Genomic DNA, 22,735 nt, shown 5'->3' on the forward strand with positions numbered 1-22,735 from the left:
ATCCAGCGATGAAGGACCTGACGGTTTGCCGGCACATGACACCTTGAAGGTCGCTCGACGGGAGTTCCCGCCCGCGCCCGAGACCGCGGCGGCGGCCCGCGAGTTCGTCCACGACACCCTGCTGTCCTGGGGGGTGCCCCATCCGTTCGACGACGTGATCCTGTTGGTCAGCGAGCTGGTGACCAACGCGGTCATCCATGCCCGCTCGTCCCTGGAGGTGACGGTGCGCCGCCTGGAGGGCACCGTCGAGGTGATGGTGACCGACTCCGCGCCCGAGCGCGCGGTACCCCAGGCCGGCCCCCTCGCCGTGGACGCCTCCCCCTCCCGCGGCGAGGAGCGCAGCGGCGGGCTGGGACTGGCCCTGGCCTCGGCGATCGCGTCCAGCTGGGGCGTGAGCTACGGGCGCACGGACAAGGCGGTGTGGTTCCGCATCGACGACGCGGGCGACGGGGTGTCGGCCCTGGAGGCCCCGGCCGCGGTGCGCCGCACCCCCAGCCGCCCCACCCGGCCCGCGCCGTGGTCGTCGCTGGACGCCGCGCTGGGCTCCCGGCTGAGCCTTCCCCAGCTGCTGGAGCGGACGGTCGAGTACGCCGCGACGGCGCTGGGCGGCGACGCCGCCTACATCGCGCTGGCCACCTCCGACGAGACCATGTGGGAGGTGCGCTCCGCGGTGGGGCTCACCTCCGGCGGCGCGCCGTGGCGGCCGCTGCGCATCCGCACCGAGGAGGCGTTCCCGTCGGCCGCGCCCGAGCCCGGCGCGGTGATCAACGACGACCTGATGATCGCCCGCGCCCACCGGGGCCGGCTGTCGCGGGCCGGGATGCGGTCGCTGGTGACCGCCCCGCTCATCGTGGACGGCCGGGTCACCGGTCTGCTCGGGGTGGCCTCGCGGCGGGCCCGGCACTTCGCCGCGGCCGCCGCCAAGCGGCTCCAGGAGGGCGCCGACCTGATCGCCCTGCCCGTGGAGCGCGCCCGGCTGGCCGAGGTGGAGCTCAACCGGCGGGCCTCGCTCAGCTTCCTGGCCGAGGCCAGCGACCTGCTGGCGGGCACCCTGGACGAGCGGATGACGGGGGCTCTGGCCGCGCAGCTGATCACGTCCCGGCTGGGCCGCTGGTGCGCCATCCACACCATCAACGAGCTGGGCGTGCCGCGGCTGACGCACGTCATGCACGGCAACGAGAACTACAACGACGTCCTGCGCGAGCTGCTCGCCGGTGAGCCGCCGCGCGAGCAGCGCGACCCGCACCCGCTGTGGGGCCCGGCCGACTTCACCGGCACGGACGGCGAGGAGATCGACGACGGGCTGGTGCGCGAGCTGGTGCGCGGCCCGGCGATCAGCATCCCGCTGGTGGCGCACGGGCGCGAGCTGGGCCGGATGACCATCGGCAAGAACGAGTCGGACGACTTCACCCGCGAGGAGGTGGACGTCGCCGACGACCTGAGCCGCCGGGTGGCCTCCGCGATGGAGAACGCCCGCCTGCACGAGCGGCAGGCCTCCATGAGCGTGGCGCTGCAGCGCAGCCTGCTGCCCGCCAAGGAGAAGGAGCCGACGATCCCGCACGTGGACCACGCGGTGTTCTACCGTCCGGCGGACGAGAAGAACGTGGTCGGCGGCGACTTCTACGACGTGTTCGCGGCCAGCGGCCGGTGGTGCTTCGCCATCGGCGACGTGTGCGGGACCGGCCCGGAGGCCGCGGCGGTGACCGGCCTGGCCCGGCACACGCTGCGCGCGCTGGCCAAGGAGGGGTTCACCCCCTCGCACATCATGCAGCGGCTGAACATGGCGATCCTGGACGAGAACACCTCGACCCGGTTCCTGACGATGCTGTACGGGGAGATGACCCCGGCCACCGACGGCGGGGGCGGGATGCGGGTGCGCATGGTGTGCGCCGGGCACCCGCTGCCGCTGCGGCTCAACCCCAAGGGCGAGGTGGAGCAGTTCGGCACCTCGCAGCCGCTGCTGGGGGCGTTCGAGGACGTCGGTTTCACCACCGAGAACGTGGACATCCGCCCGGGCGAGGTGGTGCTGGCGGTCACCGACGGTGTGACCGAGCGCCGCAGCAACTCCGACATGCTCGGCGACACCGGCCTGGAGCGGATCTTCTCCGGCTGCTCGGGACTGTCGGCCCAGGCGGTCATCAGCCGCATCGACCGGGAGCTGGAGGAGTACGCCCCCGGCGGCCACACCGACGACACCGCCATGCTGGTCCTGCGCTTCCTCTGAGGGCCCCGGCCCCGGCCCGGTGCCCCGGGCGGGGCCCGGGCGGGCGCGCCCTCAGAGCCAGCCCATGTCCTGCGCGGTGCGGATGGCGGCCATGCGGTTGTCGGCGCCGACCTTGCCTATGGCGTTGGAGAGGTAGTTGCGGACGGTGCCCTCGCTGAGGTGGAGGGCGGCGGCGATGCGGGCGACGGTGGCGCCGTCGGCGGCGGCGCGCAGCACCTCGGTCTCGCGCTCGGTGAGGGGGCTCTCGCCGCCGACCATGGCGGCGGCGGCCAGGTCGGTGTCGATGTAGCGGCCGCCCTCGTGGACGCGGCGGATCGCCCCGGCGAGCTGGTCGACGGGCGCGTCCTTGGCGAGGAACCCGCGGGCGCCCGCGGACAGCGCGCGGCGCAGGTAGCCGGGCCGGCCGAAGCTGGTGAGGATGACGACGCCGCAGCCGGGGGCGGACTCCTTGAGCCGGGCGGCGACCTCCAGCCCGGTGGCCCCGGGCATCTCGATGTCCAGCACGGCGACGTCGGCGCCGTGCTCGCCGACGGCCCCGGCGACGAGGTCGCCCCGCCCGACCTCGGCGACGACCTCCAGGTCGTCCTCCAGGCTCAGCAGGGCGGCGATCGCCCCTCTGACCAGGTGCTCGTCATCGGCCAGCACGATCTTGATCAAGGTCGGCCCTTCGGTCTGTGTCGGTTCGGTCGCGGCGCGGTAGTGTTCCGGACATCTCGGTGCATAGGCCACAGGGGCCACCGATCCGGGCAAGGGGGTGTCCTCTTCGAGGGCTCTCCGGAGGAGAACGGACTCGAAACCCCGGTATATCGGGCTCTCACCCTGTTCTAACCCATGCGCCGCATGATGGAGCACAAGAGATCGGAACATCGTCCCGCCAGCCGGAGGATGAGTTGAACCCCAACGAACCCACACCAGGTACCGAACCCGACGCCTCGGAGAACCTGCCCGGGACCGACGCCGCCGGGCCGGTGGGGGACGCCTCGGGCGAGCACGGGACCTCCGGTCCGCAGGGGCCGGAGCCCTCCGACGGCCGGGGCGCGGGGGCCCCCGGACCTGCGGAGGGCACCGGCCCCAGGTTCGCGCCGCACGACGTGCCGCAGGACCGGACGCCGCGCTGGGCCACCGGCCCCAACGAGGCCGACCGGGTCGCCTTCTCCTTCCCGCCCGAGGGCGGGGAGGGCGTGCGGCCGGGCGGGCCCGAGCCCGGCCCGGTGCCGCACGCCGCCGCCCAGGGGGGGTTCGCGGCTCCCGGCGGGCAGGCTCCGCAGGGGCCGCCCGCGCAGGGGCGGGCGCCGCACGGCCTGCCGCCGCAGGCCCCGCACGGGCACGCTCCGCACGGCCAGGGCCCGCAGGGCCCCGGCGGACCCCAGGGCCCCGGCGGGCCGCAGGGTCCGTTCGGCTCCCCGCACTTCCCCGGCGGGCAGCCGCCCTACGGCGGGCACGGCGCCGCTCCGGCCGCGCCGCAGCCCGAGCGCAAGAAGGGCTCGGGCCGGGTCGTCGGCATCGCCGCGGTCACGGCCCTGGTCACCAGCCTCATCGTCGGACCGGCCGCCGCGCTGGGCACCGCCGCGCTCTTCCCCGACGGCCTGAGCGGCCCGGTCAGCTCCCTCACCGGTGAGCAGGGCGGGACCGCCACCGAGGGGGAGGTCGGCGAGGTCGCCGAGACGGTGCTGCCGAGCGTGGTGTCCATCCAGACCGCCAACGGCGGCGGCAGCGGTGTGGTCATCTCGTCCGACGGCCAGATCCTCACCAACGCGCACGTGGTGGACGCCGCCCAGGGCGGGCCGCTGGAGGTGCTGTTCAACGACGGCACCTCGGCGCCGGCCGAGATCCTGGGCTCGGACCCGGTGTCCGACATCGCCATCGTCCAGGCCGAGGGCGCCAGTGGACTCCAGCCCGCCGTGCTGGGCGACTCCGACCAGGTCGGGGTGGGCGCCGACGTGGTCGCGATCGGCTCCCCGCTGGGGCTGTCCGGCACCGTGACCACGGGTGTGGTCAGCGCGCTGAACCGGCCGGTCAACACCGGGGCCACCGAGAGCGGCAACGGGCAGACCTCGACGGTGATCAACGCCATCCAGACCGACGCGGCGATCAACCCCGGCAACTCGGGCGGCCCGTTGGTGAACATGGCGGGCGAGGTCATCGGCATCAACACCGCGATCGCCGGCCTGTCCCAGGAGAGCGGTTCGGTGGGCCTGGGCTTCGCCATCCCGATCAACCAGGCCAAGCCGATCGCCGAGCAGCTGGTCGCCGAGGGCAGCGCGAGCTACCCGGCGATCGAGGCCACCATCACCAACAGCCCCGACGGCGGCGCCGCCATCGTCGAGGTGACCGAGGGCGGCGCGGCCGACGAGGCCGGGCTGCGCGCGGACGACGTGGTCGTGTCCGTCGACGGGACGCAGGTCACGACGCCGGACCAGCTCATCGCGCAGATCCGCTCGCACCGCCCGGGCGACGAGATCACGCTGGGTGTGCGGCCCGGGGGCACCGGGCAGCCGCGGGAGGTCACGGTGACCCTGGGCGAGCAGAGCTCGGCCTCGGTCGAGCAGGAGGCCGAGGAGGACTGACCCCGGAGGGAGGGGTTCTCTGGAAGGACACGGACACGGGAAGACCGCGGGGCGGGGCCGTACGGCCCCGCCCCGCCGTGTGTCCGGGCCCGGAGTGGGGATGGCACCACCGCCGGGGGCGGGGCAGCGCCACCGCGGCCGTGGTGTGCGCCTCCTCGTACCGCGCGGCGGGCCGGATTACCGTCGGTCGTGACAGGTGGGGACCGCGCCGCGGTCGTCCGAGGGGGCGGGACGGCCGGCGGGAGGAGGACCGGCGGGATCACCGGTCGGCAACGGCGCGGTGATGAAGAGTACACAGAAGATCACTCAGGGTATCGTTCCCTGCGTCGTGTGCTCGTCCGTCGCCACTCCGTCACCCGGAGGTCGGCGGTGGTCAACGCGGGTGCCCCACACTCGTGCGTACACGGCGACCCGATGTGCACCGGCTCAGGAGACACCCCGATATGACCACCTCGTTCCTTCCCGAATCCCCTCCGGCGGCCGAGGTCCGGACGGCCGCCGCGGGGCACCGCACGACCGTGCTCATCGGCACGGACACCTACCCGCCCGACGTGAACGGCGCCGCCTACTTCACCGCCCGGCTGGCCAGGGGCCTGGTGCGGCGCGGGGTGGCCGTGCACGTGGTGTGCGCCTCCCCCGACGGACGCCCGCACGTGGTGGAGCGCGGCGGGGTGGTCGAGCACCGGCTGCGGTCGATGTCGTCCCTGGTCCACGACAGCGTCCGGCTGGCCCTGCCGCTGGGGGTGCGCGGCCACCTGGACCGGCTGCTGGAGCGGCTGCGCCCCGACGCCGTCCACATCCAGAACCACTTCCTCATCGGGCGGATGCTGGCCTCCGCGGCCCGGGCGCACGGCGTCCCGGTGGTGGCCACCAACCACTTCATGCCGGAGAACCTCTTCGACTACGTGCACGTCCCCGGCCCGCTGCGCCCGTACGCCGCCCGGATGGCCTGGCGGGACCTGGGCGCGGTGCTGTCCCGGGTGGGCCACGTCACCACGCCGACCCCCGCGGCCGCCCGGCTGCTGTGGGAGCAGGGGTTCACCCGTCCGGTGGAACCCGTCTCCTGCGGGATAGACCTGGCGCGGTTCAGGCCCGTGGAGGGCGGGGAGGAGCGGCGCGAGCGCATCCGGGCCCGGCTGGGCGTACCCGACCGGACCACGGTGGTGTTCGTGGGCCGGTTGGACGAGGAGAAGCGGGCGGACGAGCTGATCCGGGCCGTGGCGCGGACCGAGGCGGACGTCCAGCTGGTGCTGGCCGGGCACGGCGCCTACCGCAGGAGGCTGGAGGACCTGGCCGCGGCCGAGGGGGTCGCCGACCGGGTGGTGTTCCTGGGGTTCGTCGCCCACGAGGACCTGCCGGACGTGTACCGGGCCGCCGACGTGTTCGCCATCGCGGGCATCGCCGAGCTCCAGAGCATCGCCACCCTGGAGGCCATGGCCTCCGGGCTGCCGGTGGTGGCCGCCGACGCCATGGCCCTGCCCCACCTGGTGGAGGAGGGCGCCAACGGGTTCCTGTACCCGCCGGGATCGCCGGAGGCGCTGGCCGCCCGGCTGGACGAGGTGGTCGCCGACGAGACGCGGCGGCGCGCCATGGGCGCGCACAGCAGGGAGATGGCCTCCGCGCACCGGCTGGAGGACTCCCTGGCCCGGTTCGAGCGGATCTACCGGGAGGCGGCCGCCGAGGGCGTGTCCCTGCCCGTGGGCGGGCTCGCCGTCAGCCGGTAGGCGGTCCGGCCGGCCCGGGTGGTCCCGGCGGCCCGGCCGGCCCCGGGGGCGGCGGTGCGGCGGGTGGCGGTGCCGCGGGTGCGATCACCGGGAGCGTGAAGCCGATGGCGGCCCCGCCGCCCTCCCGGTTGCGGGCGAACACGTCGCCGCCGTGGGCGCGGGCGATCTCCCGGACCATGGACAGCCCCAGGCCCGAGCCCGGCAGCCCGCGGGCCGAGGTGGCCCGGTAGAAGCGCTCGAAGATCCGCCCCGTCTCGGCCGGGTCGATGCCCGGCCCCCGGTCCAGCACCTCCACGGTGCCGTTGCGGATGCGGATCGCGATGGGCGCGGAGCCGTCGGGATCGAACTTCGCCGAGTTCTCCACCGGGTTGGCCATCGCACGTTCCAGCGCGCTCGGGCGCCCGTGCACGGTGCTGTCGTCGGCGTCCACGACGATCTCCCGGCCGGTGCGCCGCCGGGTGCGGGCCGCCACCTTCTCCGCCACGTCGGCCAGGCGCACCGGGCTCGGTGTCTCGTCCTCGTGGTCGCCGGTGGCCAGCCCCACCAGCTCGTTGACCAGGGTCGTCAGCTCCCGGGTCTCCCCGCGCAGGTCGTCGATGAGGCTGGAGCGCGCCTCCGGCGTGAGCCGGTCGGCCCTGCCCAGCACCTGGATGTTGGTGTAGAGGCTGGTCAGCGGTGTGCGCAGCTCGTGGGCGGCGTCCTGGACCAGGCGCCGCTGCTCCTCCTGGGAGCGGGCCAGCCGGGCCAGCATCGCGTTGAAGGCGTCGCCGAGGCGGTCCACCTCGTCGTGCCCGCCCTCCCCCGCGGAGGAGTCGCGGTGCCCGGCCAGCGGGTCGAGGCGGCCGGTGGAGCTGACGTATTCGGCTGTGTCGGTGAGCCGGGCCAGGCGGCCGGTGGTGCGGTGGCCGATCAGCCACCCCGCGCAGGCCGCGAACAGGGCGACGAGCAGGCCCACCCACAGGATCTGGGTGGCCAGGCGGTCGAGCATCCGCTCGGTGGGCGACATCTGCTGGATGACCTGGAGGGCGCCCGCGCCCTGGCCCAGGGACACCGTCGCCACCCGGTAGGCCTGGCCGTTCACGGCCTGCTCGCGGGTGGCCACCTCGCCGGGGCCGTCGGCCATGACCATTTCCATGTCCTCGTCGCTGGGAGCGAAGAGCACCACCTCGGAGGTGGCCGACACCTCGACCTGGCGTCCGCCGTCCGGGGTCAGCAGGTGGATCTGGAGGTCCTTGCCCGCCAGGATCGGACTGCTGACCGACGCGGCGGCACCGGTCCGGCTCTCGCGCAGCGAGACGATCTGGTCGGACAGGGCGGTGACGACCCGGTCGAACTCGTCGCGGACGTCGGCGCGGATGAGGGCGGCCGCCGTGGTGTAGGCCAGGGTGCCGACCAGGGCGATGGTGACCGCCACGACCAGCGCGAACATCACGGCGAACCGGGTGCCCAGGCGCCAGCCGCTCGGGTGGAGGAGCATGCGGGGCGGGGTCCGGCCCTCGGACACGGCCCTCACCCCTGCGGACGCAGCGTGTACCCGACACCGCGCACGGTCTGGATGAGCGGCGGCCCGCCGTCCTCCAGCTTGCGGCGCAGGTAGCTGATGTAGACGGCGAGGTTCTTGGACTCCGGACCGAAGTCGTAGCCCCAGATGCGGTCGTAGATGGTGGCGTGGTCCAGCACGATGCCCGCGTTGCGGACCAGCAGTTCGAGCAGGTCGAACTCGGTCTTGGACAGCTCGATCTCGCGGTCGCCCCGCCACACCCGGCGGGCGCGCGGGTCCAGGGCCAGCTCGCCGACGCGCAGCGTCCCGCCCTCCGGGTCGCCCGGGACCGGGGCGGCGCGGCGCAGCAGCGCGCGCAGCCGGGCCAGCAGCTCGTCCAGCTCGAAGGGCTTGGCCAGGTAGTCGTCGGCGCCCGCGTCCAGGCCCGCGACCCGGTCGGGGGTCTCCACGCGGGCGGTGAGCATGAGGATCGGGGTGCGGTCGTGCTCGGCCCGCAGCACCCGGGCCACGCCCAGCCCGTCCACGCCCGGCATCATCACGTCGAGGATGAGCAGGTCGACGGGGTCGGAGTGGACGGCGGCGAGCGCCTGGACCCCGTCGGCGACGGTCCGGACCGTGTAGCCCTCCAGCTGGAGCGCGCGCTCCAGCGACTCCCTGATGGCGCGGTCGTCGTCGGCGACCAGCACGGTGGCGGTGGTGGCGTCCATGGGCCTCATGCTGCCGTATCCGGGTGAGAGGCCGGTAAGAGGCGGTTCGGGCGCGTGTCAGAGCCGCGGCCGCGTCCTCCCCGGCCGGGCGCCGTGCCCTCCCGGCCGGGCTCCGGCCCGGGGCCGGTTCGGGCGCGTGTCAGGCGGGCGGGGTGAAGGAGCGGGTGCGGGCGAGCCCCGCGGCCCGGCCCTTGCCCGCGATGACCAGGGCCATCTTGCGGGACGCCTCGTCCAGCATCTCCTCGCCGAGCATGACGGCGCCGCGCCGCTCCACCTCGGTGGCGTGGGCGTAGGCGTCCAGGATGAGCTCGGCGTGGTCGTAGTCCTCCTGGGAGGGGGCGAAGGCCTCGTTCGCGGCCTCGACCTGGAGCGGGTGCAGCACCCACTTGCCGTCGAAGCCCAGGGCCGCGGTGCGCCCGGCGGCGCGGCGGAACGCGTCCACGTCGCGGATCTGGAGGTAGGGCCCGTCGATGGCCTGCAACCCGTGGGCGCGGGCGGCGGTGAGGATGCGCATGAGGACGTAGTGGTAGGCGTCACCGGTGTCGTAGCCCGGCGGCTGCTCGCCCACGACCAGGGTCTTCATGTTGAGGGAGGCCATGAAGTCGGCCGGCCCGTACACCAGGGTCTCCAGGCGCGGGGAGGCGGCGGCGATCTCCTCCACACGGGTCAGGCCGCCCGCGTCCTCGATCTGGGCCTCGATGCCGATCCGCCCCACCGGCAGGCCGACGGCGCGCTCGATCTGGGTGAGGAGGGTGTCCAGCCACTGGACGTCGCGGGCGGCGGTGACCTTGGGCAGCACCAGGGCGTCCAGGTTCGCGCCCGCGCCCTCCACCACCTCGATGACGTCGCGGTAGGCCCAGGCGGTGGTGGCGTCGTTGACCCGCACCGTGCGGACCCTGTCCCCCCAGCCGCCGTCGTTGAGGGCGGCGACCACGGTGGCGCGGGCGGCCTCCTTCTCGGCGGGGGCGACCGCGTCCTCCAGGTCGAGGAAGAAGGCGTCCGTGTCCAGGCCGCGCGCCTTCTCCACGAACCGGGGGTTGGACCCCGGCACCGCGAGCACCGACCGTCGCGCCCTGAGCCCGCCCATACCGCTCCCCCTGTCGTCCCGCACGTCCCACCTGGTGCCGGGCCCATCATGGCATCACCGCGTGCATAGAGTGGGACGGGGCCCCGTGGGTCCCCAGAACCGGGAGGAGCCGCCGATGTCCACCACGTCGTACCCGACCAGCGCCCACTGGGGCAGCTACCGGGTCCTGGTCCGCGACGACCGGGTGGTGGGGGTACGGCCGGACCCGGACGACCCGGCGCCGTCCCCCGTCATGGAGAACACGCCCGCCGCCCAGCACCACGGGTCGCGCGTGGCCCGGCCCGCCGTGCGGCGGCGCTGGCTGGAGCACGGGCCCGGGCCCGACCCGCGCCGGGGCGACCCCGACGACGAGTACGTCGAGTTGGGCTGGGACCGGGTGCTGGACCTGCTCGCCGGGGAGCTGGACCGGGTGCGCACCGCGCACGGGAACGCGGCGATCTACGGCGGTTCCTACGGCTGGGGCAGCTCCGGGCGGGTGCACCACGCGCAGAGCCAGCTGCACCGGTTCCTCAACAGCATCGGCGGGTACACGCGCTCGCGCACGACCTACAGCCACGGCGCGGTGGAGACCCTGTTCCCGCGCATCATCGGCACCCCGGCCGCCAACCGGCTGCTGCACCGGGCCCCCTCGTGGGAGGTCATCCGGGAGCACACCGACCTGGTGGTGACCTTCGGCGGGCTGCGGGTCTCCAACATGTGGATGACCTCGGGCGGGCGGGCCGCGCAGACCGCCGGGCCGTCGATGCGGGCGGCCTCCGACGCGGGGGTGGGGTTCGTGTCGCTGTCGCCGCTGCGCGACGACACCCCCGACGACGTGAAGGCCGAGTGGGTGCCGCTGCGGCCGGGCACCGACACGGCGGTGCTGCTGGCGCTCATGCACGTGCTGTTCACCGAGGGCCTCGCCGACACGGCGTTCCTGGACCGGTACACCGAGGGCGCCGACGTGGTGCGCTCCTACGTGCTGGGCGGGCGCGACGAGCGCGGGAACCGCCCCGGCCTGCCCCGCACCCCCGAGTGGGCGGAGCGGATCAGCGGGGTGCCCGCCGACGACATCCGGGATCTGGCCCGGCGGATGGCGCGGGGCCGGACCCTGGTCAACGTGGGCTGGTCGGTGCAGCGCGCGCGGTACGGCGAGCAGCCGCTGTGGGCGGGGCTGGCGCTGGCCTGCTGCCTGGGCCAGGTGGGCCTGCCGGGCGCCGGGTTCGCGTCCGGGTACGGGTCCATGGGCAACTACGGCGGCGGGTCGACGCCGCTGGGGCTGCCGGTGATGCCGCAGGGCGACAACGCGGTCAAGGACTTCATCCCGGTGGCGCGCGTGTCGGACATGCTGCTGAACCCGGGCGGGACCTACCACTACGACGGCGAGGAGCGCCGCTACCCGGACATCCGGCTCGTCTACTGGGCGGGCGGCAACCCGTTCCACCACCACCAGGACCTGGCCCGGCTGACCCGGGCGTTCGGGCGGCCGGAGACCGTGGTGGTGCACGAGACGCACTGGACGGCGACCGCCCGGCACGCCGACATCGTCATCCCGTCCACGACGGTGCTGGAGCGCGACGACCTGACCGCCAGCCGGGGCGACCTCAGCCTGCGGGCGATGCCCCGCGCGGTGCCGCCGCACGGGGAGGCGCGCGACGAGTACGACACCTACGCCGACCTGGCCGAGCGCCTGGGCGTGCGGGAGGAGTTCACGGAGGGCCGCACCTCGGCCGACTGGATGCGGGAGATCTACCGGCGGTGGCGGTCGCTGGTGACGCGGCGCGGGATCGAGGTCCCGGACTTCGACGCGTTCTGGGCGGCGGGCCGGGTGGCGATGCCGGGCCGGGTCGAGGACGAGGCGCTGCTGGGCGGGTTCCGCGCCGACCCGGAGAAGAACGCGCTGCGCACGCCGAGCGGGCGGATCGAGCTGTACTCGGAGACGATCGCGTCGTTCGGGTACGAGGACTGCCCGGGTCACCCGGTGTGGCTGCCCGGCCCGGTGCTGTCGGACCGCGGCGGCGAGTTCCCGCTGGTGCTGGTGGCCAACCAGCCGACCGGGCGCCTGCACGGGCAGCAGGACATGGGCGCGCACAGCATGCGCGAGAAGGTCGGCGGCCGCGCGCCCGTCCGCCTGCACCCGGCCGACGCCGCCGCTCTGGGGATCACCGGCGGCGACCTCGTGCGCGTGGTCGGCCCGCGCGGCTCCTGCCTGGCCGGCGCGGTGCTCAGCGATGCGCTGATGCCGGGGGTGGTCCAGCTGTCGACGGGCGCCTGGTACGACCCGTCCTCGGCGGAGGCGACCTGCGTCCACGGCAACCCGAACGCCCTCATCGCCGACGAGGGCACCTCGTCCCTGAGCCAGGGCTGCACGGGGCAGCTGGCCCGGGTCCGGGTGGAGCGCTTCGACGGCACCCCGCCGCCGGTCCGCGCCTTCGTCCCGCCCCGCGGCACCACCCCGGCCTGACGGGGGGCGGGCCGGGCGCCCCGGCGATACGGGTGGACGCCCGGCCCGCCCCCGTCTAGGGTTCCTGGGATGAAGCTCAGACCAGGCGGTCCCGACGACCTCTCCACCGTTCTCGGCATGCTGGACGGCGCCGTCGAATGGCTCGTCGCCCACGGACGCACCGGGCAGTGGGGCACCGAGCCCTGGTCCTCCCGGCCCCGGTCCGTCGAACGGATCAGGAAGATGCTCACCGAGGCCGAGCCCTGGATCGCCGAGGCCGACGGCGGGCCCGCGGGCGCCCTCGTGCTCGACGGCGCCCCCGGCCCCGAGCTCCCGCCCGCCGACGAGCCCGAGGTCTACGTGCGGCTCCTGGTCACCGACCGGCGCTTCGCCGGCCGCGGCGTGGGCGCCGCCCTCCTGGAGCACGCCGCCGAGGAGGCCCGCCGCCGGGACGTCTCCCTCCTGCGCGTGGACTGCTTCGCGGGTGGCGGGGGCCGCCTGGTCGCCTACTACACCGGCCAGGGCTTCACCCCCACCGAGACCTTCACCGTCGGCGACTGGCAGGGCCAGGTCCTCGCCAGGCGCGTCGGACCGCACCCGGCCGGGGAGGCCCCGGCCGGCCGGTAGCCGACGCCCGGCGGAGGCGTCCGCCCCGCGAGGGCGCGGCGGGCGCCCTCGCGGGGCGGCGGCTCCGCGGACGGGTCGGCGGGGCTCAGTACTCGAGCTCCGGCCGCAGCGGCCCGCCCACCCGGTGCAGGTGGCGCAGCACCTCGGCGTAGGAGCGCAACAGCCCCGTCTCGTGGTACTCCAGCCCGAACCGCCCGCACGCGGCCCGCACCAGCGGCCGCACACGGCGCAGGTTGGGCCGGGGCATGGACGGGAACAGGTGGTGCTCGATCTGGTAGTTCAGCCCGCCCATCAGCAGGTCGACCACCGGGCCTCCCCGGATGTTCCGCGAGGTGAGGACCTGGCGGCGCAGGAACCCCGACCTCGTCCCCTCCGCGATCACCGGCATCCCCTTGTGGTTCGGGGCGAAGGAACACCCCATGTACAGCCCGAACACCCCCTGGTGCACCAGCACGAAGCACAGCGCCTGCAACGGGGTGAGCGTCGTCAGCACGACCGCCAGGTACCCGCCGAAGTGCACCGCCAGCAGCGCTCCCTCGACGGCCCGGGTCCGCGGCGGCAGGCCGGTGCGCCGCGCGACCCCGGCGACCGAGGCGAAGTGCAGGTGGAAGGCCTCCAGGAGCAGCATCGGGAAGAACAGCCACGCCTGGCTCCGGGCGAGCCACCTCCCCGGCCACCGGCGGCGCCTCAGGGCCTGCTCGCGGCTGAACGCCAGGGCCGCCCCCGCGATGTCGGGGTCCCTGCCCTCGTGGTTGGGGTGGGCGTGGTGCCGGTCGTGCTTGTCGACCCACCACCCGTACGCCAGCCCCACCAGCAGGTCCCCGTGGATCCACCCGATGACCCGGTTGGCCCGCTCGCCCTCGGCGATCTGGCCGTGCCCCGCGTCGTGCCCGATGAAGGCCGTCTGGGTGAAGAGCAGGCCGAGCACCACCGCCGTGACCAGCTGCCACCACGACGGCCCGACCAGCACGAAGACCGCCCACGCCGCCAGCAGCAGGGACAGCGTGACGGTGATCCGCACCGCGTAGTGTCCTCGGCGCCTGCGCAGCAGCCCGTGTTCGCCCACCTCCCGGGACAGGACCGCGAAGTCGCTCCCCCTGCGCTGTCCGGGGAGGACCCCGTCGGCCCGGCTCATCCGGCCATCGCCTCCTCCACCGTCGCGTGGAAGGGCGGGAGGCCGTGCGTTCCGGTGAGCTCGATGAGCCTGGTGATCCGGTCCGGGGGCGCGGCCAGGCGGAGGTCGGTCCCCGCCCGTTCGGCCCGGGCCCGGACCTCGGCCAGGAGGGAGAGCCCGGCGGCCCCGAAGAAGGTCACCCCGGACAGGTCGACGACCACCCTGTCGCCGCTGTCGCCGCGGGCGCGCAGCACCTCGAACAGCCGTGTCCGGTACCCCGGGGCCGTGACCAGGTCGATGTCGCCGGAGATCCGGACGAGTGTCCCGCGGGGGTTCCTCCGCCACGACACCGCGCCGCGGTGTGAGACGTGAACGGTCCCCTCGGCCTTTTCGTAGAGTCCGCCCCCCTCGGACTCCCAGTCCGTTTCCGGGGGCGTGCGGGGCGGCGGCGCGAGCAGGGAGGCCACGTCCATGATCTCGGCGGCCTGTTTCGTGTTCGTGGACAGGATGGCCAGGTCGAGCGCGGACCAGGCGGAGAACGCCGTCACACCGGGCGGTACGACCAGCAGGCGGGTGCGCGCACCGTTCTCGCCGACCGCGACCAGGAGGTCCGGCGGGGTCTCCAGCGACCAGGAGAGGCGGACCGCGCGACCGGCCACCGCGAGGAGCCCGGGCCGGCGCGACCAGCCGGTGACGCCGAGTTCGACCAGGTGGACCGGGCCCCGCCGGTCGTCGATGGCCAGGATGAGCCCGGGCAGTTCGGCGACGGGGTCGCCCGACCTGGGCCACCACCCGCCGTCCAGGACTGCGCCGTGGTGCGGGATGGGATTGAGCCTCAGCCGGGGGACCGACGGAGGGGTGTCGGAGACGGCGGGCGGGTGAGGTGTGAAGAAGGCCATGGTGGACTGCTCTGCGATCCCCGGCCCGGGGAGTCCTGCTCGTCCCGGTCCGGATGGGAGCGCGGCGCGGAGAGCGCGCCGCGCGCGGCGGGAGAGGGACAGGTTCCAGACCTGCACCGAAGTGGCACGGCGACGCGGAACGGAGGTTCCGGGTCCTGCCCTGTCGTCACGCCCTCGTCCCGGCGTACCGGGCTCTCTCGGAACGGGACGTTGTCCCCGTTCCCCTCCAGTCTACGCCCCCGTCCGCCGCCGTGCAGGGTGTCCGCTCCCGCCCGCCGGCTCAGCGGACGAGGAGGCGGTCGGCGGACCGGGGCAGCAGCAGGCCCGCGAGGCCGACGGCCGCGTACACCACCTGCCCCGGCGCGAGCATGCCCAGGACCGCCCCGCCGTTGGCCGAGGGCGAGCGCAGGAAGTCCCGCATGTCCGGGTGGGCGCGCGGCACCCCGTTCCCCGACACCAGCAGGAGCAGCACCGCGCACAGCAGCACCGCCGCCCACACCGCGTCGAACGCCGACAGCCCCCCGAACCAGGTCTGGAACCGCTCCAGCGCCAGCAGCGCGTACCCCGGCTCCCCCGCCGGGACACCCGGCGCGGCCACCGGGACCACGGCGACCGCCACCGCCGCCGCGCCCGCCATCGCCGTGACCCCGCCCGTGGCCGCCAGCCCCAGGCGCCGCGCCAGCTCCCGCGCGGTCCGGGTCAGGTCCTCCTGCGACGGGTGGTGCCGCCACGGCCGCCCCGCCGACCGGGCCTCCCCCATGGCGTTCGCCCGCCGCTGCCGCAGGAACCTCCAGTTGTCCCCCAGCACGGCCGGCCCGCGCCGCGCCGCGATGGTGCACGCCGCCAGCTCGTGCACGATCATCGCCAGCGTCGTCGTCAGCGTGACCGGCAGCTCCGCCCAGGCCAGCGCCGCCCGGCGGAACCCCGTCGCGATGTCCCCCGGCACCCGCACCCGCGTCGCCACCGCGCGTCCGCGCGCACGCCGGCGCAGCCCCGCCAGCGGCGGCAGCCCCGGCAGCGGCGGGGTGCTCTCCGCCGCCGTCGCGATGAGCCGGTAGTCCAGCGCCACCGCGCACAGCACCAGTACCACCAGGAGGAACGGCGTCAGCCTCCCCCCGCCGAGCAGCCCCAGCACCACGCCCGACGCCGGGTGCAGCGCCGCGCCGGCCAGGACCGCGTTCAGGTTCAGGTGCTCCAGGAACGCCAGCAGCACCGCCAGCGGGGGCAGCGCCCACAGCCACCGCCCCCGTCCCACGACCGCCAGCCCCAGCGCCGCCCCGACCAGGCCCGTGGTCACCGCGTGCCCGGAGAACACCGCGACCACGGCCCCGGTCCCCCGGTCCACGAGCTCGCTGCCGCCCGGCAGGAACCACCCGCCGCCGCCGGAGCCGCCGACCGCGAGCGCGGTGACCAGGTGCTCGGCCAGCTGGAACCCCGCCCCCGACGCGGCCGCCAGCAGCGCGAAGTCCACCGCCGCGAGCCTGCGCGCCCGGCGCGGCGCCACCAGCGGCAGCAGGAGCAGCGGCAGCAGCTTGCCGACCTCCTCCACCGTCACCGCCACGTAGGTGTACGGGACCACGTCGTAGGTGTCCGCGCCCAGCGCCCCCGCGACCGCCCGCTCGGCCAGCCCCATCGGCCACAGCAGCAGCGCCCCCAGCGCCGCGACCCGCAGCAGGGAGGCGAAGGCCACCGTGCGGGACCGCGCGAGCAGCGCCAGCTGGAACAGCACGGCGAAGAGCGTGACCACCGCCGGCAGGACCGGGGCCGCCACGGCGGAGACCGCCAGCGGTGCGATGGCCGCCACCGCCAGCGCCGTCCAGCCCGCCGCCCCGCGCAGCGCCCGCAGGCCGCGGGCGGCCCGCCCGCTCCGGACGCGGTCGGCCCCGGCGGCGACGCGTTCGTAGAGGTCGGGGCCCGGGGCGCGCCGGGGCCCCGCGCCGGAGCACCGGTACAGCGCCGCGGCCCGCACCAGGTCCGGGGTCTTCTCGATCTCCGCCCGCGACGCGAAGTGCGCCCGGGCCTGGGGGATGTCCGCCCCCACCAGTTCGCGCACGAAGTCCGCCGGGCCCGCCGCCACCGTCAGGTCGTCCGCGGTGATGAGCACCGCCGCCGAGAAGTCCTCCACGCACACCAGGAAGTCGGTGGGGTCGGGCCCCCACCCGCGCACCAGGTCGATGAGGGTGTCGGTGTGCAGCGGGATCTCGGTGACGGGCTCGTAGGAGAACTCGGGCCGGGTGCGGCACACCAGCAGCCGCTCCACCCCCATGGACCGGCCGGCGGCGATGACGGCGCGCACGAGGTTGCGGTCGCGCGGCACGAGGAACGGCGTGGTGACCTTGCCGTCGGCCCGGATCCACTGCGGGTCGAGCTCGGTCGCTCCGGCGCACACGCGCAGGACCAGGTCCCGCGCGAGCATGGCCTGTTCTTCCATCTGGGGATCCTCGGCCGTCTGGGGGTGGGGAGGTCGGGGCCGGGCGCCCGCGGGGCCCGCGGCCCCGCGGCGTTCCGGCCCGACCGAGCATAACGGCGGGACCCCGGCCCGTCAGGGGGCGGGCTCGGGCGCGGAGCCGGGCACCCGGGCGGGCCGCGGACCGGCCCCGAAGGCGTCGGCGGACAGCTGCGCGAAGTGCCGCACCCCGGGCAGGTCCAGCGCCCAGCCGGTGAACGCCCAGCCCAGGTGGAGGTGGTCGAGCGCGCGGGCCAGGGCGGGCACCCCGCTCCAGCGGACCCCCTCCGGGTTCTCGTAGGTGAGCCGGTACAGGACCTCGGAGTGTTCGTGCGCGTCCCGGATCCGGAGCGCCACCGGCGACCGCGCCTCGATCCACGCCCGCAGCCCCTGGCACAGCGAGCAGTCGGCGGCCACGTACAGGGTCCCGGCGGCCCGGTGCGGCCAGGGCCTCCAGCGGGGCAGCCAGGCCCGCACCCCGGAGCGGTAGCGGTCCCACTCGGGGCCGAAGGACTCGCGCAGCCGCTCGCCCTCGTGCCAGGCCGCGAACCCGGCGCCGTAGGCGAACGCGACGAGGGCCCCGTACAGTGGCCGCGGGTCGGCCAGGACAGCGGCCAGGACCAGGTAGACGGCGACGACGGTGGTCTGCATGGGGTTGCTCAGGTAGGCGTAGGGACCGCTGGTGACCAGGCGCTCGGGCGGGTCGTAGGGCAGCGGGGTGCCGCCGCCGACCCGGGCGAACTCGCGGGCGGCGGCCAGCCCGGGCAGGGCGGCGAACCCCAGCAGTTGCAGGGCCGCGGGGAGCCCCCCGGGTACGGCGAACCCGTCGCCGGGCAGGATGCCCAGGGCGGTGACCGGCAGCACCACCATCAGCCCGAAGGACAGCACCGCCTGCGCCCACATGCGCGCCCGCACGGCCTGGCCCCGGCGGGTCCAGTGCGCGAGCACCAGCGCGGGGATCAGGCACAGCGCCGACCCGGCGAACTCGCCGAGCAGCCAGGTGCCGTGGAGGACGACGACGGGCTCGGCCAGCGGCATGGCGATGATGTCCGCCCACACCAGCAGCGCGGTGAGCAGCGGCACCGGCAGGAACCGGAGCAGCACCGCGGGCAGGGCGCCCCACAGCAGCGCCCAGGCGAGCAGCAGGTCGACCGGGATGCCCGCCCACACGGCGCCCTCGGCGTGGAAGGACCACCAGCCCGCGTGCAGGGCGTAGAGGTTGAGCGGGATGAGGGTGAGCAGCGCCCAGGCGGTGGAGACGATCATGGCGGCGGTCTCGCGCGGCCGGGGCGGCCGCCACAGGCACAGGGCCACGAGCGGCAGGACGGGGACCGAGAGGCCGACGCCGCGGACGAGGAGGGCGGGGAGCTCGGGGCCCATCACCGGTCCTCCGCCGTGGACGCGGCGGCCCCCGCGCCGGCGGTGAAGGTCTCCGCGAGGTAGGACGCGGCCAGGTCGGTGGCGTAGGCCTGGATCGGCCCGAAGTACCAGGACGGCTCGTAGGTGCGGTCGTAGTCGATGGCCCAGTCCATGCGGGTGCCGTCCCCCTCGGCGGTCCAGGTGGCGGTGGCGCGGTGCATGTCCATCCACTTGGCGAACGCCGCGTCCTCGGTGACCTCGAACACGACCCGGCCGCCGTCGGCGCGGACCTCGCTCTCGACCACCTCCAGCTCCATGTGGCGGGGGGTGGGCTCGGAGCCGATCTGGAGGGTGGTGCGCGGGGTGAACTCGATGCGGCGGGTGTCGCCGACCTCCAGGCCGGTCCCGGTGGCGGCGACCGGCTCGGGGAAGGGGACGGCGCGCAGGAACACGGCCTCGAAGGGCCCGTAGGCGGGCGGGGCCGCCAGCGCGGCGGCGACCTCGGCGGGGTCCGCGCCGGTGGAGGCGCCGCCCTCCCCCCGGTCGGCGCGGGGCAGGAAGGAGATCCCGGCGACGCCCTCCAGGGTGAGGACGAACAGCAGCGGGACGGCGAAGAGGGCCTGGTGGGACCGGGGGCCGCCGCGGGCGATGGCGGTGGCGACCGCGGTGACGAGGGCGACCACCCCGTAGAGCAGGGGCGCGGCGATGACCAGGCAGACCATGCCCTCGCCGAGGATGACGGCGGACATGGCCAGGACCACGGTGAGGACCGCCATGGAGACGCCCATGGCGCTGCGGGGCCGGGCCGTGAACACCACGAGCAGGGCGATGCCGGTGGGCAGGCCGAGGTAGAAGAGGGCGGTCTGGTCGAGGGCTCCCCAGTGGGTCAGCCGGATCGCGACGACCGCCACCGGCAGGACCAGGACCAGGGCCGCGAGCAGCCAGCGGGACCCGCTGGCCAGGGGGTTCTCGGACACGGCGATCTCCTTCATCGTTCGGTTGAATCAACCGGTTTAATCACTTGATTAAACCGTATGATGAAGAGGATCGGCAACGGCGGAGGAGCGAGGGCATGGCCAGGAGCGGCGGCGCGGGGCGGCGGACCAGCGAGGAGACCCGGGAGAAACTGATCGCGGCGGCGGCGGAGACGCTCCGCGAGGAGGGGTACGCCGGGGCGTCGGCCCGGGCCATCGCCACGCGGGCCGAGGCCAACTCGGCGCTGGTCTTCTACCACTTCGGGGGCGTGGACCAGCTGCTGCTGGCCGCGCTGGACCGGTCCAGCGCCGAGCGCATGGCCATGTACCGGGAGCTCACCGCGCCCGCGCGCACCCTGGAGGAGCTGGTGGAGGCGGCCGTCCGGATCTACCGCACCGACCTGGAGCGGGGCTACATCACCGAGTTCTCCGAGCTGGTCGCGGCGGCGGTCACCAAGCCCGAGCTGCGCGATGAGATCCGAGACCGCGCCGAGCCGTGGATCGCGTTCATCGAGCAGGAGTGGGAGCGGGTGCTGGGCGGCTCCCCGCTGGCCCGGCTGCTGCCCGCCCGGGAGGTGGCCTACGGGGCGATCACGTTCTACCTGGGGGTCAACCTGTTCTCGGTGCTGGACGAGGACCACTCGCGCACCGAGGGGGTGTTCGAGCTGGCCGGGCGGCTCGCCCCGCGGGCGAAGCTGCTCACCCTGCGGCTGCCGCGCCGGGGGCGCGGCGCGGCGGAGCCCCCGGAGCCCGAGGGGGCCGGGGGCGGAGCCGAGGTCGACCGGATGGAGTGACCCGGGCCGCGGGGAGCGGACGCCGTCGGCTCCGGGGCCGAGGAGACCCGCGGGGACGCGGCGACCTCGCGAACGGGGACCGGACGGCCGGCGAAGGTGAACGTCCGAGCCGCCCGGGGGAAGCCGGAGGTCGGGAGGCCTCCGGTCAGGGCGGCACGGCCGAGCGCCCCGGGAAAGGGAGCGGCCAAGGGACGTTGCACGGCCGACCCGCCCTCCCCCGAAGGCGGGGGCGGCCGAAAGGCCGAGGGGGAAGATCATCCGGAAGGCCGAGGTCGGCGGCACCGGCGGACCATAGGGTGGAACCCACAGTCGAGCACGGGAGAGCCATGACGCACGGGATCGACGACATCGAGGTGGCGCCGGGGATCGTCTTCCCCGACACCTCCGACGGACGCACCCACGTGGCGGGCGCGATCATCGCCGCCCCGGACGGGCGGATCTTCGCCCAGCGGCGGTCCCCGCACCGCAAGGTGTTCCCGCACTGCTGGGACATCGTCGGCGGACACGTCGAGCCCGGCGAGACCATGCTGGCCGGCCTGGTCCGCGAGGTCGAGGAGGAGACCGGCTGGCGGCTGCGCCGGGTGGAGGCGGAGCTGTTCCGCCTCGACTGGGACCCGGGCGACGGGCTCACCCGGCACGAGGTGGACTACCTGGTGCGGGTGGACGGCGACCTGGAGGCGCCGCGGCTGGAGGCGGACAAGCACACCGAGTTCATGTGGGTGGACGAGGAGAAGGTGCCGCTGCTGCGCGACGCCCGCGACCCGGGCGACTACTTCATCACCGACATCGTCAAACTCGGCCTGGACGCCGCCCGCCCACGCTGACCCGGGCCCCCGGGCGGGCCCCCGCCCGGAGACGCGCCCCCTCGGTCGGCCACGACCCGCCGAGCACGGTGACCGGCCGGACGAAGTCACACCACGGGGAGGGACACGCCCGAGGGCCCCGGTTCGCGGTCGCTCGATGATCCGCACGCCGACGGGGCCCTCGGGTCCCGCTCGACGGGTACACCGCTCCGGACGTCAGGGCCCGGCGCCTTGGCCGGGAGGGATGCGCTCAGCGGCCGCGGGGGTGCCACAGCGGCAGGCCGCGTTCGCGCTTGAGACGTTCGAGGAGGTCGACCAGATCGGTCCGCTCCGCGGTCACCGCACCCACTCCACGTACTCGGGGGCGCCGACGGCCCACCGCACATCGATCTCACCCGCCGCTTCCAGCACCCGCAGGTCCGCTCACCGGCGGCCCTCCACGCGGACCAGGGTCGGGTCGTCGGCGTCCCAGGCCACCAGGGCCTCGTCGCCGGGGGAGAAGTCGAAGCCCACGTCGTCCGTGGTCTGGGTGTAGCGCAGGCCGTCGACCTCGTACTCCAGAGCGACCAGGTCCCGGCAGCCCCGGGAGTTGCCGATCACGTCGCCGCAGCCCGCGGCCACCACCCGGGCGGTGCCCTCCTCGGGGGTCTCCACGTCGGCCGCGACGGACACGAACACCAGCAGCACAATCGGTGCCGTGCAGGCCACGCCGAGAAGGCCCATGTACAGGCCGCCGCGGAACAGCCGGGGCGGGACCGGCTCGCGCCTGCCGGGAACGCGCTCCAGGTAGCGCAACCGCCCCTGGAAGAGCATGTCGAGGCCGGGCGGCAGCAGGGCCGCGCCGATCAGGCCGAGCACGGGGAACAGCTGGCCGTCGTCCCAGGTGTCGAACCCGTACAGGGAGGCCGCGATGAGGGCCAGGGCGCAAACCGTGAAGACGGTCCCGGAGACCGACCAGAGGACCACCGGCGGGCCGAACGCCCCCTCCGGCGGGCGGCCGTGTTGCCGGGCGCGGACCCGGGCCCGGTAGGCCCGGGCGCGGGGCCCGTTCGGGTGGCACAGGAAGAGGAGGACGGCGGCCGGGAGGAGGGGCAGCGCGAGGAAGAGCGGGGGCACCCACAGGGCGTCGCCGACCGTCGCCTCCCAGGGGTCGTGGGGCAGGTAGCGGACCGTGACTCCGAGGGGGTCGCCGCGCCGGTACTCGCCTCGCGCGGTGGCGGTCACCTCGGTCCCGTCCGCGGTGGTGAAGACCACGACGGGCCGTCCGCGTTCGACCTCCACGACGGTGCCGGAAGCGGTCGCCGAGGCGGTCTCGTAGTCCAAGCGGGTGAGCACGTCCCCGACACCGAGGGCGCCGAGGAGGGCGAGGGCGACGCCGAGGAACGGCATGAAGACGAAGATCCGCGCGAAGACCGCACCGGGCTTCGGGGTCTCTTCCACGGGGGCGGGGTGGGGGTTCAGGGGCGGGCCTCCTCGTCCACTCGACC

The 22,735-nt window shown here is 75.2% G+C and carries 17 protein-coding genes; 7 read left to right on the plus strand and 10 right to left on the minus strand.

Annotated features, from left to right (window positions below):
* Positions 1-43: 43 nt before the first annotated feature.
* Complete coding sequence (locus tag ABZ249_RS15195; RefSeq protein WP_355262543.1) at positions 44-2,224, plus strand: SpoIIE family protein phosphatase; 2,181 nt, start codon at positions 44-46, stop codon at positions 2,222-2,224.
* A 51-nt stretch (positions 2,225-2,275) separates the two neighbouring features.
* Here the strand turns inward: ABZ249_RS15195 and ABZ249_RS15200 are convergent, their stop codons facing one another.
* Positions 2,276-2,881, minus strand: coding sequence for a response regulator transcription factor (locus tag ABZ249_RS15200; protein ID WP_220563318.1), 606 nt, complete (start codon positions 2,879-2,881; stop codon positions 2,276-2,278).
* A 233-nt stretch (positions 2,882-3,114) separates the two neighbouring features.
* Between ABZ249_RS15200 and ABZ249_RS15205 the strand changes: the two genes are divergently transcribed.
* Positions 3,115-4,791, plus strand: a complete 1,677-nt coding sequence (locus ABZ249_RS15205; RefSeq protein ID WP_355262546.1) for a trypsin-like peptidase domain-containing protein — start codon at positions 3,115-3,117, stop codon at positions 4,789-4,791.
* A gap of 443 nt (positions 4,792-5,234) precedes the next feature.
* Positions 5,235-6,515: a glycosyltransferase gene (locus tag ABZ249_RS15210; RefSeq protein WP_355262549.1), complete on the plus strand. Its 1,281-nt coding sequence runs from the start codon at positions 5,235-5,237 to the stop codon at positions 6,513-6,515.
* On the opposite strand, the gene ABZ249_RS15215 is transcribed toward ABZ249_RS15210, so the two are convergent.
* The 3 genes from ABZ249_RS15215 to ABZ249_RS15225 all read right to left on the minus strand — a co-directional run bounded on the left by ABZ249_RS15215 (position 6,505) and on the right by ABZ249_RS15225 (position 9,810).
* Positions 6,505-7,992, minus strand: coding sequence for an ATP-binding protein (locus tag ABZ249_RS15215; protein ID WP_355262552.1), 1,488 nt, complete (start codon positions 7,990-7,992; stop codon positions 6,505-6,507). The genes ABZ249_RS15210 and ABZ249_RS15215 overlap by 11 nt on opposite strands.
* A gap of 32 nt (positions 7,993-8,024) precedes the next feature.
* Positions 8,025-8,723: a response regulator transcription factor gene (locus ABZ249_RS15220; RefSeq protein WP_220563322.1), complete on the minus strand. Its 699-nt coding sequence runs from the start codon at positions 8,721-8,723 to the stop codon at positions 8,025-8,027.
* 139 nt (positions 8,724-8,862) lie between these two features.
* Complete coding sequence (locus ABZ249_RS15225; protein WP_355262555.1) at positions 8,863-9,810, minus strand: CoA ester lyase; 948 nt, start codon at positions 9,808-9,810, stop codon at positions 8,863-8,865.
* Positions 9,811-9,925: 115 nt separating this feature from the next.
* Here ABZ249_RS15225 and ABZ249_RS15230 point away from each other — a divergent pair, with 115 nt between their 5' ends.
* Both ABZ249_RS15230 and ABZ249_RS15235 read left to right on the plus strand, forming a co-directional pair.
* On the plus strand, positions 9,926-12,253 hold the full coding sequence (locus ABZ249_RS15230) for a molybdopterin-dependent oxidoreductase (protein ID WP_355262558.1): 2,328 nt from the start codon (positions 9,926-9,928) through the stop codon (positions 12,251-12,253).
* Positions 12,254-12,322: 69 nt separating this feature from the next.
* Complete coding sequence (locus tag ABZ249_RS15235; protein WP_355262561.1) at positions 12,323-12,859, plus strand: GNAT family N-acetyltransferase; 537 nt, start codon at positions 12,323-12,325, stop codon at positions 12,857-12,859.
* Positions 12,860-12,944: 85 nt separating this feature from the next.
* On the opposite strand, the gene ABZ249_RS15240 is transcribed toward ABZ249_RS15235, so the two are convergent.
* The 5 genes from ABZ249_RS15240 to ABZ249_RS15260 form a co-directional block, all read right to left on the minus strand.
* Entirely contained in the window at positions 12,945-13,994 is a 1,050-nt protein-coding gene (locus tag ABZ249_RS15240) for an acyl-CoA desaturase (protein WP_355262564.1), read from the minus strand.
* Positions 13,991-14,872, minus strand: a complete 882-nt coding sequence (locus tag ABZ249_RS15245; protein ID WP_355262567.1) for an STAS domain-containing protein — start codon at positions 14,870-14,872, stop codon at positions 13,991-13,993. Before ABZ249_RS15245 ends, ABZ249_RS15240 begins: the two co-directional genes overlap by 4 nt.
* 280 nt (positions 14,873-15,152) lie before the next feature.
* Complete coding sequence (locus ABZ249_RS15250) at positions 15,153-17,303, minus strand: PrsW family intramembrane metalloprotease (protein WP_355262570.1); 2,151 nt, start codon at positions 17,301-17,303, stop codon at positions 15,153-15,155.
* 111 nt (positions 17,304-17,414) lie between these two features.
* Positions 17,415-18,698 carry a methyltransferase gene (locus ABZ249_RS15255; protein ID WP_355262573.1) on the minus strand — a complete coding sequence of 428 codons (1,284 nt, stop codon included), beginning with the start codon at positions 18,696-18,698 and terminating at the stop codon, positions 17,415-17,417.
* The gene (locus ABZ249_RS15260; protein WP_355262945.1) at positions 18,698-19,660 is read right to left on the minus strand and encodes a hypothetical protein; all 963 of its coding nucleotides are present in this window, start codon (positions 19,658-19,660) and stop codon (positions 18,698-18,700) included. Before ABZ249_RS15260 ends, ABZ249_RS15255 begins: the two co-directional genes overlap by 1 nt.
* A gap of 89 nt (positions 19,661-19,749) precedes the next feature.
* Here ABZ249_RS15260 and ABZ249_RS15265 point away from each other — a divergent pair, with 89 nt between their 5' ends.
* Positions 19,750-20,445 (plus strand): TetR family transcriptional regulator, encoded by a 696-nt coding sequence (locus ABZ249_RS15265; RefSeq protein ID WP_355262576.1) that lies wholly within the window; start codon positions 19,750-19,752, stop codon positions 20,443-20,445.
* A gap of 326 nt (positions 20,446-20,771) precedes the next feature.
* Positions 20,772-21,269 carry an NUDIX domain-containing protein gene (locus ABZ249_RS15270; RefSeq protein WP_220563328.1) on the plus strand — a complete coding sequence of 166 codons (498 nt, stop codon included), beginning with the start codon at positions 20,772-20,774 and terminating at the stop codon, positions 21,267-21,269.
* 402 nt (positions 21,270-21,671) lie between these two features.
* On the opposite strand, the gene ABZ249_RS15275 is transcribed toward ABZ249_RS15270, so the two are convergent.
* Positions 21,672-22,688 (minus strand): DUF3592 domain-containing protein, encoded by a 1,017-nt coding sequence (locus tag ABZ249_RS15275; RefSeq protein ID WP_355262581.1) that lies wholly within the window; start codon positions 22,686-22,688, stop codon positions 21,672-21,674.
* Between the last annotated feature and the right edge of the window lie 47 nt (positions 22,689-22,735).

The organism is Nocardiopsis sp. NPDC006139 (assembly GCF_040614155.1).
GTDB classification, from domain to species: Bacteria; Actinomycetota; Actinomycetes; order Streptosporangiales; family Streptosporangiaceae; genus Nocardiopsis; species Nocardiopsis changdeensis.